Raw genomic sequence first — 12,024 nt, 5'->3', positions numbered from 1 at the left:
AGTGCCGCTCCGGTCGCACGCCTGATATACAGATAAGTCCTGATCACGATGGCCCTACTGCAGATCGCCGAACCCGGCCAAAGTCCTCAACCGCACCAGCGTCGTCTGGCTGTGGGGATCGACTTGGGCACTACCAATTCGCTGGTCGCTGCGTTGCGCAGTGGTCTTTCCGAGCCATTGGCCGACGCTGACGGGCAGGTCATCCTGCCGTCTGCCGTGCGTTACCACGCCGATCGCGTCGAAGTCGGCGAGTCGGCCAAGCTGGCCGCCGCTTCCGATCCTTTGAACACCGTGCTGTCGGTCAAGCGCTTGATGGGTCGTGGTCTGTCCGACGTCAAGCAATTGGGCGAGCAACTGCCATACCGCTTTGTCGGTGGCGAGTCGCACATGCCGTTCATCGACACCGTGCAAGGCCCGAAAAGCCCAGTCGAAGTTTCCGCCGATATCCTCAAGGTGTTGCGTCAGCGTGCTGAAGCGACGTTGGGTGGCGAACTGGTCGGCGCGGTAATCACCGTTCCGGCGTATTTCGACGACGCCCAGCGCCAGGCCACCAAGGATGCGGCGAAACTCGCTGGTCTGAATGTGCTGCGCCTGCTCAATGAGCCGACCGCCGCCGCTGTGGCTTACGGTCTGGATCAGCACGCTGAAGGCCTCGTAGCGATTTATGACTTGGGCGGCGGCACCTTCGATATTTCGATTTTGCGTCTGACTGGCGGTGTTTTCGAAGTCCTGGCCACCGGCGGCGATAGCGCGCTGGGCGGCGATGACTTCGATCACGCGATTGCCGGCTGGATCATCGATAGTGCGGGTCTGTCCGCCGATCTCGATCCGGGCGCACAACGTAATCTGCTGCAAACCGCCTGCGCGGCCAAAGAAGCCCTGACCGATGCGGCCAGTGTTGAAGTTGCCTATGGCGACTGGAAAGCACAGCTGACCCGCGAAGCCTTCGATGCGCTGATCGAGCCGATGGTCGCGCGTAGCCTGAAAGCCTGCCGCCGCGCCGTTCGCGATTCCGGCGTCGAGCTGGATGATGTACACGCCGTGGTCATGGTCGGCGGTTCGACTCGCGTTCCTCGTGTTCGTGAAGCCGTCGCCGAAGCGTTCGGTCGTCAGCCGTTGACTGAAATCGATCCGGATCAAGTGGTGGCCATCGGGGCCGCGATCCAGGCCGATACCCTGGCTGGCAACAAGCGCGATGGCGGCGAACTGCTGCTGCTCGACGTGATTCCGTTGTCCCTGGGGCTGGAAACCATGGGCGGCCTGATGGAGAAGGTGATTCCGCGTAACACCACCATCCCTGTCGCTCGCGCACAAGATTTCACCACTTATAAAGACGGCCAGTCGGCCATGGCGATCCACGTATTGCAGGGCGAACGCGAGCTGATCAGCGATTGCCGCTCGCTGGCGCGCTTTGAATTGCGTGGCATTCCAGCAATGGTGGCCGGTGCGGCGAAGATTCGCGTGACCTTCCAGGTCGATGCCGACGGTCTGCTCAGTGTTTCCGCTCGTGAACTGGGTTCGGGCGTCGAGGCGAGCATTCAGGTCAAGCCGTCCTACGGTCTGACCGACGGCGAAATCGCCAAGATGCTGAAAGATTCGTTCCAGCATGCCAATGACGACAAGGTCGCCCGTGTCCTGCGCGAGCAGCAAGTTGATGCCCAGCGCCTGATCGAGGCGGTGCAGGGCGCTCTGGAGGCTGATGGCGAGCGTTTGCTCGACGCCGAAGAGCGCATGGTCATCGACATGCAAGTGCAGGAACTGACCGAACTGATGAAAGGTACTGATGGTTACGCCATCGAGCAGCAGACCAAGCGTCTGTCGCAAGTGACCGATGCTTTTGCTGCCCGCCGCATGGATCTGACGGTGAAAGCCGCTCTGTCGGGGCGCAATCTGAATGAAATCGAGGATATCTGATGCCGCAGGTCATTTTTCTGCCCCACGAGAAGTTCTGCCCGGATGGCATGGTTGTGGAGGCTGAGCCGGGGACTTCCATTCTCGAGCTGGCCCACGAACACCATATCGATATGGAAAGCGCCTGTGGTGGCGTCTGCGCTTGCACTACTTGTCACTGCATCATTCGTGAAGGCTTTGACTCGCTGGAAGAAGCGGATGAGTTGGAAGAAGATTTTCTTGATCGGGCCTGGGGTCTGGAAGCGCAATCGCGTCTAGGCTGTCAGGCGATTGTCGGGACTGAAGACCTGACCGTTGAAATTCCGAAATACTCGCTCAACCATGCTGCCGAAGCGCCGCACTGATTCAAGGAAGCTGACATGAGTCTGAAATGGGTTGATGTGCAGGAAATCGCTATCCAGCTGGCAGAAAGCAAGCCGGATGTTGATCCAAGATCGCTTAACTTCGTCGATCTGCGCAAATGGGTGATGGAATTGCCCGAGTTCGATGATGCGCCGGATCGCAGTGGCGAGAAAGTTTTGGAGGCCATTCAGGCCTACTGGATCGAAGAGCTCGACTGAGCCCACGCTACAGGTTAGGCAATACCAAAGAACCCGCGTATAATTCGCGGGTTTAATTTTTCGCAAATTACCGTTTCTGGAGTTACACCATGGCTGTTCAACGTACTTTCTCCATCATCAAGCCTGACGCAGTTGCAAAAAACGTCATCGGCGAGATCACCACTCGTTTCGAAAAAGCAGGCCTGCGCGTTGTAGCTTCGAAACTGAAGCAACTGTCCAAAGCTGAAGCTGAAGGCTTCTACGCTGAGCACAGCGCTCGTGGTTTCTTCGGCGATCTGGTTTCCTTCATGATCTCCGGTCCAGTTGTTGTTCAGGTTCTGGAAGGCGAAAACGCTATCGCTCTGAACCGTGAGCTGATGGGCGCTACCAACCCTAAAGAAGCTGCTGCCGGCACCATCCGCGCTGATTTCGCTGATTCCATCGACGCCAACGCTGTTCACGGTTCGGACTCCGAAGCCGCAGCTGCTCGTGAAATCTCGTACTTCTTCGCAGCTACTGAAGTAACCACTCGCTAAGCATTGGCTTAAGAGTGAAGGTGAATCCATGACTACATCGACTGTAAAAACCAACCTGCTGGGTCTGACTCAACAGGAAATGGAAAAATTCTTCGACTCAATCGGGGAGAAGCGTTTCCGTGCTGGTCAGGTAATGAAATGGATTCACCACTTTGGTGTCGATGATTTCGACGCCATGACGAACGTCAGCAAGGCCTTGCGCGACAAGCTCAAGGCTATTGCTGAGGTCCGTGGTCCTGAAGTGGTCAGCGAGGACATTTCCAGCGACGGCACCCGTAAGTGGGTGGTGCGCGTGGCGTCCGGCAGCTGTGTCGAGACCGTGTACATTCCCCAGGGCAAACGCGGCACTCTATGCGTTTCGTCCCAGGCAGGCTGTGCCCTGGACTGCAGTTTCTGCTCCACCGGCAAGCAAGGCTTCAATAGCAACCTCACCGCCGCCGAAGTCATCGGACAGGTGTGGATTGCCAACAAATCTTTCGGCAGCGTCCCGGCAACCGTCGACCGTGCCATCACCAACGTGGTGATGATGGGCATGGGTGAGCCGCTGCTGAACTTCGACAACGTCGTGGCCGCCATGCATCTGATGATGGATGACCTCGGCTACGGGATCTCCAAGCGCCGCGTGACCCTGTCCACGTCTGGTGTGGTGCCGATGATCGATGAGCTGGCCAAGCACATCGACGTCTCCCTGGCGTTGTCCCTGCACGCACCGAATGACGCATTGCGTAACCAATTGGTGCCGATCAACAAGAAATATCCGCTTAAGATGCTGCTCGAGTCGTGCCAGCGCTACATGTCCGCCCTTGGCGAGAAGCGTGTGCTGACCATCGAGTACACCTTGCTCAAGGACATCAACGATAAAGTTGAGCATGCGGTGGAAATGATCGAGTTGCTGAAGAACATTCCGTGCAAGATCAACCTGATCCCGTTCAACCCGTTCCCGCATTCCGGGTACGAGCGGCCTAGCAACAACGCTATCCGCAGGTTCCAGGATCAGCTGCATCAGGCCGGTTTCAACGTCACCGTGCGCACCACCCGTGGTGAAGACATCGACGCCGCTTGTGGTCAATTGGTAGGGCAGGTGCTGGATCGCACCCGCCGCAGCGAACGTTACATCGCCGTGCGTGAGTTGAACGCCGACGGCGATCTGGCACAGAACGCTGCGAACACTAACTAAGAGAGGATCTCTATGTCCCTGCGCTTTGCGCTGCTGTTGCTGTTGGCCAGCCTGTGTGCTGGTTGTGTTCTGTCGGGTGACTACAACCCGATGAAGACCAGCAAGGGCCGCGACGAGGCGCGCGCTGCCTATGTGCAGTTGGGGCTGGGATACTTGCAGCAAGGCATGACCGAGCGGGCCAAGGTGCCGTTGAAGAAGGCGCTGGATCTGGACGACTCGGATCCTGACGCCAATGCTGCCCTCGGGCTGGTGTTTCAGGCCGAAATGGAGCCGAAACTGGCTGACGAGCACTTCCGCAAGGCCTTGTCCGGTCGCCCCTCCGATGCGCGCATCCTCAACAACTACGGCAGTTTTCTCTACGAAGAACAGCGTTACAAGGAAGCCTACGAGCGTTTTGAACAGGCCGCCGCCGATACCCTGTATCCTGAGCGTTCGCGTGTGTTCGAAAACCTCGGCATGACCGCATCGAAGCTGGGGCAGCGCGATCTGGCGCAGCAGCAGCTGGAAAAAGCCCTGCGACTGAACCGTCAACAACCGCGCGCGCTGCTCGAAATGGCTGAGTTGTCATTCGAAGACAGGCATTATGTGCCCGCACGTGACTATTACGACCGTTTCAGCCTGCTTACCGAACAAAATGCACGTAGTCTATTGCTCGGTGTTCGGCTGGCAAAAGTGTTTGAAAATCGCGACAAGGCCGCCAGTTATGGCCTGCAATTAAAACGACTCTATCCCGGTACGCCGGAATATCAGCAATACCTGTCGGAGCAATGATGAAAGCGGCGCATCCCGAAGTTGTAGCAGCGAATCGCGTTAACCCCGGTGAGACCCTGCGCCAGGCACGCGAAAGCAATGGCTGGTCGCTGGCCGAAGTGGCCCTCAAGCTCAACCTCACCGTGACTTCCCTGAGTAATCTTGAAGCCGGCGCTTTCGACAAGCTGCCGGGGCATACCTTCGCTCGCGGTTACATTCGCGCCTATGCCAAGTTGCTCGGCATGGACCAGACCGTTCTGGTTCAACAGTTCGACCAGTCCACCGGAACCGACTCCCAGGGCAGCAATGTCCATGCGCTCGGTCGTATCGAAGAGCCGGTGCGTGTTTCTCACACCATTTTGCGTATCGTCAGCCTGCTGTTGCTGATCGCGGTCATCGGCGGTGGTTTCGTCTGGTGGCAGGATCAGACTTCGCAGCGCAGCAAAGACTTGACCAGCCTGGCTCCGGAGCACGTCGAAGTCGAAGGCGCCGATGGCACCACGCAGATTCACCCGATCGATGAGCCGGAAGATCAAGCCGTCGCCGAAAATCAGGCCGAGGGCGCAACCGCTCTGGCGCTGCCGCAATCGGAAACTACCGCTGAATCGACCGGCGCCGAGCCTGCCGCTCCGGTAACCGCTCCAACGGCACCGGCTGCTCCCGTTGCAACGCCAACTGCACCGGTTCATACGCCCGCGCCAGTGGTCGCCACCCCGGCTACGAACGTACCGGCCACTCCAGCGCCGACCGTCACCGCACCGGTTGTTCCTGCGACGCCTGCACCAATCGCAGAAGCGACCGCACCGCTCGCCGGAGAAGGTCAGGTGCAACTGCAGTTCACCGCCGATTGCTGGGCACAGGTTACCGATGGCCGCGGCAAAGTACTGTTCAGTGGTCTGAAGCACAAAGGCGATAACGTTTCCGTTAGCGGTAAACCACCGCTTGCCGTGCGTCTGGGCGTGGCCCGCGCGGCACAGGTCAGCTACAACGGCCAGCCGGTCGATATCGCTCCGTTCACCAGTGGCGAGACTGCTCGCCTGAAGTTGGGTCAATAAGTCATGCACGGCGAATCTCCAATCAAACGTCGCGAATCGCGCAAGATCTGGGTCGGCAACGTACCGGTGGGCGGCGATGCGCCTATCGCTGTGCAGAGCATGACCAACAGCGACACCAATGATGTTGCCGCCACCGTGGCGCAGATCAACCGTCTGGAAGCCGCCGGCGTCGACATCGTCCGCGTTTCGGTGCCGGACATGGACGCCGCCGAGGCGTTCGGCAGAATCAAGCAACTGGTCAAGGTGCCGTTGGTTGCCGACATCCACTTCGACTACAAGATCGCCTTGCGCGTAGCCGAACTGGGTGTGGACTGCCTGCGCATCAATCCGGGCAACATCGGCCGTGAAGACCGCGTGCGTGCCGTGGTTGATGCTGCCCGTGATCGCGGGATCCCGATCCGCATCGGCGTCAACGCCGGGTCCCTGGAAAAAGACCTGCAAAAAAAATACGGCGAGCCGACCCCGGCAGCGCTGGTTGAATCAGCCCTGCGTCATGTCGAGCACCTCGAACGCCTGAATTTCCAGGACTTCAAGGTCAGCGTGAAGGCATCCGACGTGTTTATGGCCGTCGAAGCCTACCGTCTGCTGGCGAAAGAAATTGTTCAGCCACTGCACCTGGGCATCACCGAAGCCGGTGGATTGCGTTCGGGCACAGTGAAATCCGCCGTGGGCCTAGGTATGCTGCTCGCCGAGGGGATTGGCGATACTATCCGCATCTCGCTGGCGGCCGACCCGGTCGAAGAAGTGAAAGTCGGTTACGACATCCTCAAGTCTTTGCATTTGCGTTCCCGTGGCATCAACTTCATCGCCTGCCCGAGCTGCTCGCGGCAGAACTTCGATGTGGTCAAGACCATGAACGAGCTGGAAGGGCGCCTTGAAGACCTGCTGGTGCCGCTGGATGTCGCGGTGATCGGTTGTGTGGTCAACGGCCCCGGCGAAGCCAAGGAAGCCCATATCGGCTTGACCGGCGGTACGCCAAACCTGATTTACATCGATGGCAAGCCGTCGCAGAAACTGACGAATGACAATCTGGTGGACGAGCTGGAAAGGCTGATCCGCCAGAAAGCGGCCGAGAAGGTCGAAGCTGACGCAGCGGTTATCGCGCGCGGCTGAGCCTGACTGAAAGCCGAACGAATTTAAGGATTTATAGTGAGCAAGTCATTGCAAGCCATCCGTGGCATGAACGACATCCTGCCCGAACAGACCCCGCTGTGGCGTTATTTCGAGAGCACGGTCGCGCGTCTGCTGGATAACTACGGTTACAAGCAGATCCGCATGCCGATCGTCGAGTTCACCGAGCTGTTCAAGCGCTCCATCGGTGAAGTGACCGACATCGTTGAAAAAGAGATGTACACCTTCGAAGACCGCAACGGTGACTCCCTGACCCTGCGTCCTGAAGGCACCGCGGCGTGCGTGCGTGCCGTGCTCGAGCATGGCATCACCGGCGGCGGCCAAGTGCAGAAGCTCTGGTACATCGGCCCGATGTTCCGCCACGAGCGTCCGCAGAAAGGCCGTTATCGTCAGTTCCACCAGATCGGTCTGGAGGTGTTCAACCTCGACGGTCCGGACATCGATGCCGAGCTGATCATCATGACCTGGCGCCTGTGGGGCGAGCTGGGCATTCGTGATGCGGTCAAACTCGAACTCAACAGCCTCGGCACCAGCGAGTCCCGTGGTCGTTATCGTGAAGCGCTGGTCGAGTACCTCTCTGCGCACCACGACAAGCTCGACGAAGACAGCCAGCGTCGCCTGAAAACCAACCCGCTGCGCGTGCTCGACACCAAAAATGCCGACACCCAGGCCGTGCTGGTCGATGCGCCGAAGATGGCGGATTACCTCGACGACGAATCCCGTGCCCACTTTGAAGGCCTGAAGGCCCGTCTGGATGCCGTTGGCATTCCTTACGTGCTCAACCCGAAGCTGGTTCGTGGCCTCGATTACTACAGCAAAACCGTTTTCGAATGGGTCACCGACAAGCTCGGCGCCCAGGGCACTGTTTGCGCGGGCGGCCGTTACGACGGTCTGGTCGAGCAGATGGGTGGCAAGCCGACCACCGGCGTTGGTTTCGCCATGGGCATCGAACGTCTGGTGCTGATGCTCGAAACCCTGGAGCAGATCCCGGAAGAAATCTCCCGTCAGGTCGATGTCTATCTCTGCGCCTTCGGTGAAGAAGCCGAGCTGGCGGGTCTGGCCTTGGCCGAACGTGTACGTGATCAGCTTCCAAACCTGCGTCTGCAAGTCAATGCTGGCGCCGGCAGCTTCAAAAGCCAGTTCAAGAAAGCCGACAAGAGCGGTGCGCTGTACGCACTGATCCTGGGTGACGACGAAATGGCCCAGCAAGTGGTAGGTTTCAAACCCCTGCGTGGCCAGGGCGAACAACAAAGCATTGCCTGGGATGCGCTTGCCGCTCACCTGGCCACCTGCGTCGTGCAGGGTTGAAGCTGTCTTAACAGCCGATTTAGCGATTAAGGAGTATTGGGGTGTCGAGTACCGAAGACGAACAGTTGGCGGATTTGAAAGACTGGTGGACACGCAACGGCAAACCTCTGGTCACCGGCGGCCTGTTGGCGCTGGTCATCGTGTTCGGCTGGCAGGCTTATCACAAGTATCAGGGCAACCAGTCGCAAGGCGCCTCGGTGCTCTATCAGCAACTGCTGGAAACCACGCTGACCCCGGACGGCAAGCCTGACGCAGCCCGCGTTGCGGATCTGGCCGGCAAGCTCAACAGCGAGTTCGGCGGCACTGCCTACGCGCAGTACGGCAGCCTGTTCGTGGCCAAGGTTGCGGTCGACAGCGGCAAGCTGGATGACGCGGCGACCGAGCTGAAAGCCATCGTCGACAAACCGGCCAACCCGGCGCTGGGCGAAATCGCCCGTCAGCGTCTGGCACAGGTTCTGGGCGCGCAGAACAAGGCCGAAGACGCCCTGAAGCTGCTCGATGGCGATGCCGACAAAGCGTTCCTGGCCACTCGCGAAGAACTCAAGGGCGACCTGCTGGTGCAGCTGGGCCGTACCGATGACGCGAACAAGGCGTATCAAAAAGCCAAGGCGGCACTGTCGGATGAAGCGGCGGTCGGTGGCCTTCAAATCAAGCTCGACGACCTGGCCAAAGGGGATGCGTGACGTGATCCGTTGGAAGCATGCAGCATTGCTGGCTCTGGCCCTTCTGGCCGCGGGTTGCAGCAGCAACAGTAAAAAAGAATTGCCACCGGCCGAGCTGACCGACTTCAAAGAAGAAGTGGTTCTGCAAAAGCAGTGGAGTCGTTCGATCGGTGACGGTCAGGGCGAAACCTACAACATGCTGGTGCCGGCGATCGACGGTGACACCATCTACGCGGCCGATGTGACCGGCGTGGTGATGGCCATGGATCGCAGCAACGGCGACGTGAAATGGAAACAGGATCTCGAACTGCCTGTCTCCGGCGCCGTTGGCGTGGGTTACGGTCTGGTTCTGATCGGTACGCTGCGTGGCGAAGTCGTCGCTCTGGACACCATCAACGGTGAAGAGAAGTGGCGTGCTCGCGTGAACAGCGAAGTCCTCGCGCCGCCGGCCAACAACGGCGACGTGGTGGTGGTGCAGACTCAGGACGATCGTCTGATCGGTCTGGATGCCTCCACCGGTACTCAACGTTGGGTGTATGACAGCACTCCGGCCGTTCTGACCCTGCGTGGCACCAGTGCACCGCTGGTGACCAACCGCCTCGCGGTGGCGGGTCTGTCGACCGGTAAAGTGGTCGCTCTGGACATTTCCAACGGCGTACCGGTGTGGGAACAACGCATCGCGATTCCACAGGGTCGTTCGGAACTGGAGCGCGTTGTCGACATCGATGGCGGTCTGCTGCTTTCCGGCGGCACACTGTACGTTGCCAGCTATCAGGGTCGCGTTGCGGCGCTGGATCTGGAAAGCGGTCGTCAACTCTGGCAGCGCGATGCGTCGAGCTACGCCGGTATTGCTCAGGGTTTCGGCAGTGTTTACGTGAGCCTGTCTTCGGGCACCGTTGAAGGCGTCGACGAGCGTTCCACCACCGCGCTGTGGAGCAACGACTCGCTGGCTCGCCGTCAACTGTCGGCTCCGGAAGTGTTCTCCAGCTACGTGGCTGTGGGTGACCTGGAAGGTTATCTGCATCTGCTAAGTCAGGTTGACGGTCGTTTCGTCGGCCGTGAGCGCATCGACAGCGACGGCCTGCGTGCCCGTCCGCTGGTGGTGGGTGACACGATTTATGTGTATGGCAACAGCGGCAAACTGGAAGCCCTGACCATCAAGTAACAACTATGCTTGGGGATAACACCCCAGGCAGCTTCACTTGTGGGAGTGAACCTGTTCGCCCTCACAGTGTTGCCCCGAGCACCAGCCGCTGCCTAGCAGCGGCTTTTGTATTTTCTGAAATAACGAAGTGGAGAGCCGCATGGTTCCCGTAATCGCCCTGGTGGGCCGACCGAACGTCGGCAAATCCACCTTGTTCAACCGCCTGACCAGGACTCGCGACGCCATCGTCGGCGACTTGTCCGGTCTGACCCGTGATCGCCAGTACGGTGAGGCCAAGTGGCAAGGGCGTTCCTACATTCTGGTCGACACCGGTGGTATCTCCGGTGACGAGCACGGTATGGACGAAAAAATGGCCGAGCAGTCGCTGCTGGCCATTGAAGAAGCAGATGTTGTGCTGTTCCTGGTAGATGCCAAGGCCGGTTTTACCGCCGCCGACCAGATGATCGCCGAACACTTGCGCAAACGTAACAAGCGCTCCTACGTGGTTGCCAACAAGGTCGACAACATCGACCCGGAAATGGCCCGCGCTGAATTTGCTCCGTTGGGCATGGGGCACGCGATTCCGATCGCGGGTGCTCACGGCCGTGGCATCACTCAGATGCTGGAAATCGCCCTGGGCGATTTCCCGAGAGACGAAGAAGAGCCGGAAGACGGCGAAGAAGAACTCGTTGCCGAAGGCGAGGAAGCCAAGCGCATTCCTGGCCCGAGCGAAAAAGACGGGATCAAGATCGCCATCATCGGTCGTCCGAACGTTGGCAAGTCGACCCTGGTCAACCGCATGCTCGGTGAAGACCGGGTAATCGTCTATGACCAGCCCGGCACTACCCGTGACAGTATCTACATCCCGTTCGAACGGAATGAAGAGAAGTACACGCTGATCGACACCGCCGGTGTGCGCAAGCGCGGCAAGATCCACGAAGAAGTCGAAAAATTCTCCGTGGTCAAAACCCTGCAGGCGATCAAAGACGCCAACGTGGTGATCTTCGTGATGGACGCCCGCGAAGGTGTGGTCGATCACGACCTCAACCTGCTGGGCTTTGCCATCGAGTCGGGTCGTGCGCTGGTGATCGCGATCAACAAGTGGGACGGTATGACGCCGAGCGAACGCGACTTCGTGAAGGTCGAGCTGCAGCGTCGTCTGTTCTTCGTTGACTACGCCGACATCCACTTCATCTCGGCGCTGCACGGTACTGGCGTGGGCAACCTCTACGCTTCCGTACAGAACTCGTTCAAGTCGGCGGTCACCCGCTGGCCGACCAACCGTCTGACCCAGATTCTGGAAGACGCTGTTGGGGAGCACGCGCCACCGATGGTCAACAACCGCCGGATCAAGCTGCGTTACGCCCACTTGGGTGGTGCAAACCCGCCGATCATCGTGATCCACGGTAACCAGATCGAGAAAGTACCGAAGTCGTATGTGCGCTATCTGGAAAACACTTACCGTCGTGTGCTGAAGCTGGTCGGTACGCCGATCCGCATCGAGTTCAAGGGCGGCGAGAACCCGTACGAAGGCAACAAAAACACGCTGACCGACCGCCAGGTCAACAGGAAGCGTCGGATGATGTCGCACACCAAGAAAGCCGACAAGAAGCGCCGCGACAAGAAGTGATCCGAGGCCCTGCACAATTTTGTGTGGGGCTTTTGTGGTGAGGGGATTTATCCCCGATGGGCTGCGCAGCAGCCCCAAAACCTGTGCCCGCGGTGTATCAGTCAAACCGCATTCAACGGATTTGCGACTGCTTCGCAGCCGATCGGGGATAAATCCCCCTCGCCACAGGTATCGCGGTGTT

General features: G+C 59.1%; 12 protein-coding genes. All 12 read left to right on the top strand.

The features are described 5' to 3' along the window. Nucleotides 1-48 precede the first annotated feature (48 nt). A complete protein-coding gene (gene hscA / locus ACA069_RS23175; protein ID WP_489878770.1) occupies nucleotides 49-1,914 on the top strand; it encodes a Fe-S protein assembly chaperone HscA in 1,866 nt (621 codons plus the stop codon). Next, nucleotides 1,914-2,255, top strand: coding sequence for an ISC system 2Fe-2S type ferredoxin (gene fdx / locus ACA069_RS23170; protein WP_497615308.1), 342 nt, complete (start codon nucleotides 1,914-1,916; stop codon nucleotides 2,253-2,255). Before hscA ends, fdx begins: the two co-directional genes overlap by 1 nt. Before the next feature lie 15 nt (nucleotides 2,256-2,270). Then, on the top strand, nucleotides 2,271-2,471 hold the full coding sequence (gene iscX, locus ACA069_RS23165; protein ID WP_194691274.1) for a Fe-S cluster assembly protein IscX: 201 nt from the start codon (nucleotides 2,271-2,273) through the stop codon (nucleotides 2,469-2,471). A gap of 89 nt (nucleotides 2,472-2,560) precedes the next feature. Then, the gene (gene ndk / locus ACA069_RS23160; RefSeq protein ID WP_042560926.1) at nucleotides 2,561-2,986 is read left to right on the top strand and encodes a nucleoside-diphosphate kinase; all 426 of its coding nucleotides are present in this window, start codon (nucleotides 2,561-2,563) and stop codon (nucleotides 2,984-2,986) included. 28 nt (nucleotides 2,987-3,014) lie between these two features. Continuing rightward, entirely contained in the window at nucleotides 3,015-4,163 is a 1,149-nt protein-coding gene (gene rlmN / locus ACA069_RS23155; RefSeq protein WP_187680634.1) for a dual-specificity RNA methyltransferase RlmN, read from the top strand. A 12-nt stretch (nucleotides 4,164-4,175) separates the two neighbouring features. After that, nucleotides 4,176-4,934, top strand: a complete 759-nt coding sequence (gene pilW, locus ACA069_RS23150; RefSeq protein ID WP_187680633.1) for a type IV pilus biogenesis/stability protein PilW — start codon at nucleotides 4,176-4,178, stop codon at nucleotides 4,932-4,934. Beyond that, complete coding sequence (locus ACA069_RS23145) at nucleotides 4,934-5,968, top strand: RodZ domain-containing protein (RefSeq protein WP_489878772.1); 1,035 nt, start codon at nucleotides 4,934-4,936, stop codon at nucleotides 5,966-5,968. The genes pilW and ACA069_RS23145 overlap by 1 nt, the downstream gene beginning before the upstream one ends. A 3-nt stretch (nucleotides 5,969-5,971) precedes the next feature. Then, nucleotides 5,972-7,081 (top strand): flavodoxin-dependent (E)-4-hydroxy-3-methylbut-2-enyl-diphosphate synthase, encoded by a 1,110-nt coding sequence (ispG, locus tag ACA069_RS23140; RefSeq protein WP_095190527.1) that lies wholly within the window; start codon nucleotides 5,972-5,974, stop codon nucleotides 7,079-7,081. 36 nt (nucleotides 7,082-7,117) lie between these two features. Next, nucleotides 7,118-8,407 carry a histidine--tRNA ligase gene (gene hisS, locus ACA069_RS23135; RefSeq protein WP_201236920.1) on the top strand — a complete coding sequence of 430 codons (1,290 nt, stop codon included), beginning with the start codon at nucleotides 7,118-7,120 and terminating at the stop codon, nucleotides 8,405-8,407. A gap of 41 nt (nucleotides 8,408-8,448) precedes the next feature. Next, nucleotides 8,449-9,090 carry a YfgM family protein gene (locus tag ACA069_RS23130; RefSeq protein ID WP_489878773.1) on the top strand — a complete coding sequence of 214 codons (642 nt, stop codon included), beginning with the start codon at nucleotides 8,449-8,451 and terminating at the stop codon, nucleotides 9,088-9,090. Continuing rightward, complete coding sequence (gene bamB, locus ACA069_RS23125) at nucleotides 9,083-10,234, top strand: outer membrane protein assembly factor BamB (RefSeq protein WP_187680629.1); 1,152 nt, start codon at nucleotides 9,083-9,085, stop codon at nucleotides 10,232-10,234. Before ACA069_RS23130 ends, bamB begins: the two co-directional genes overlap by 8 nt. Nucleotides 10,235-10,373: 139 nt before the next feature. Then, nucleotides 10,374-11,843 carry a ribosome biogenesis GTPase Der gene (der, locus tag ACA069_RS23120; protein ID WP_187680628.1) on the top strand — a complete coding sequence of 490 codons (1,470 nt, stop codon included), beginning with the start codon at nucleotides 10,374-10,376 and terminating at the stop codon, nucleotides 11,841-11,843. Nucleotides 11,844-12,024: the final 181 nt, after the last annotated feature.

The sequence above is a fragment of the Pseudomonas sp. LBUM1652 genome (assembly GCF_059716105.1).
This window is presented reverse-complemented; position numbering and strand designations above follow the sequence as displayed.

Bases quoted from the DNA above. Each gene is read 5' to 3' on its own strand.
- hscA (WP_489878770.1), top strand. From the start codon at position 49: ATGGCCCTACTGCAGATCGCCGAACCCGGCCAAAGTCCTCAACCGCAC.
- fdx (WP_497615308.1), top strand. From the start codon at position 1,914: ATGCCGCAGGTCATTTTTCTGCCCCACGAGAAGTTCTGCCCGGATGGC.
- iscX (WP_194691274.1), top strand. From the start codon at position 2,271: ATGAGTCTGAAATGGGTTGATGTGCAGGAAATCGCTATCCAGCTGGCA.
- ndk (WP_042560926.1), top strand. From the start codon at position 2,561: ATGGCTGTTCAACGTACTTTCTCCATCATCAAGCCTGACGCAGTTGCA.
- rlmN (WP_187680634.1), top strand. From the start codon at position 3,015: ATGACTACATCGACTGTAAAAACCAACCTGCTGGGTCTGACTCAACAG.
- pilW (WP_187680633.1), top strand. From the start codon at position 4,176: ATGTCCCTGCGCTTTGCGCTGCTGTTGCTGTTGGCCAGCCTGTGTGCT.
- ACA069_RS23145 (WP_489878772.1), top strand. From the start codon at position 4,934: ATGAAAGCGGCGCATCCCGAAGTTGTAGCAGCGAATCGCGTTAACCCC.
- ispG (WP_095190527.1), top strand. From the start codon at position 5,972: ATGCACGGCGAATCTCCAATCAAACGTCGCGAATCGCGCAAGATCTGG.
- bamB (WP_187680629.1), top strand. From the start codon at position 9,083: ATGCGTGACGTGATCCGTTGGAAGCATGCAGCATTGCTGGCTCTGGCC.
- der (WP_187680628.1), top strand. From the start codon at position 10,374: ATGGTTCCCGTAATCGCCCTGGTGGGCCGACCGAACGTCGGCAAATCC.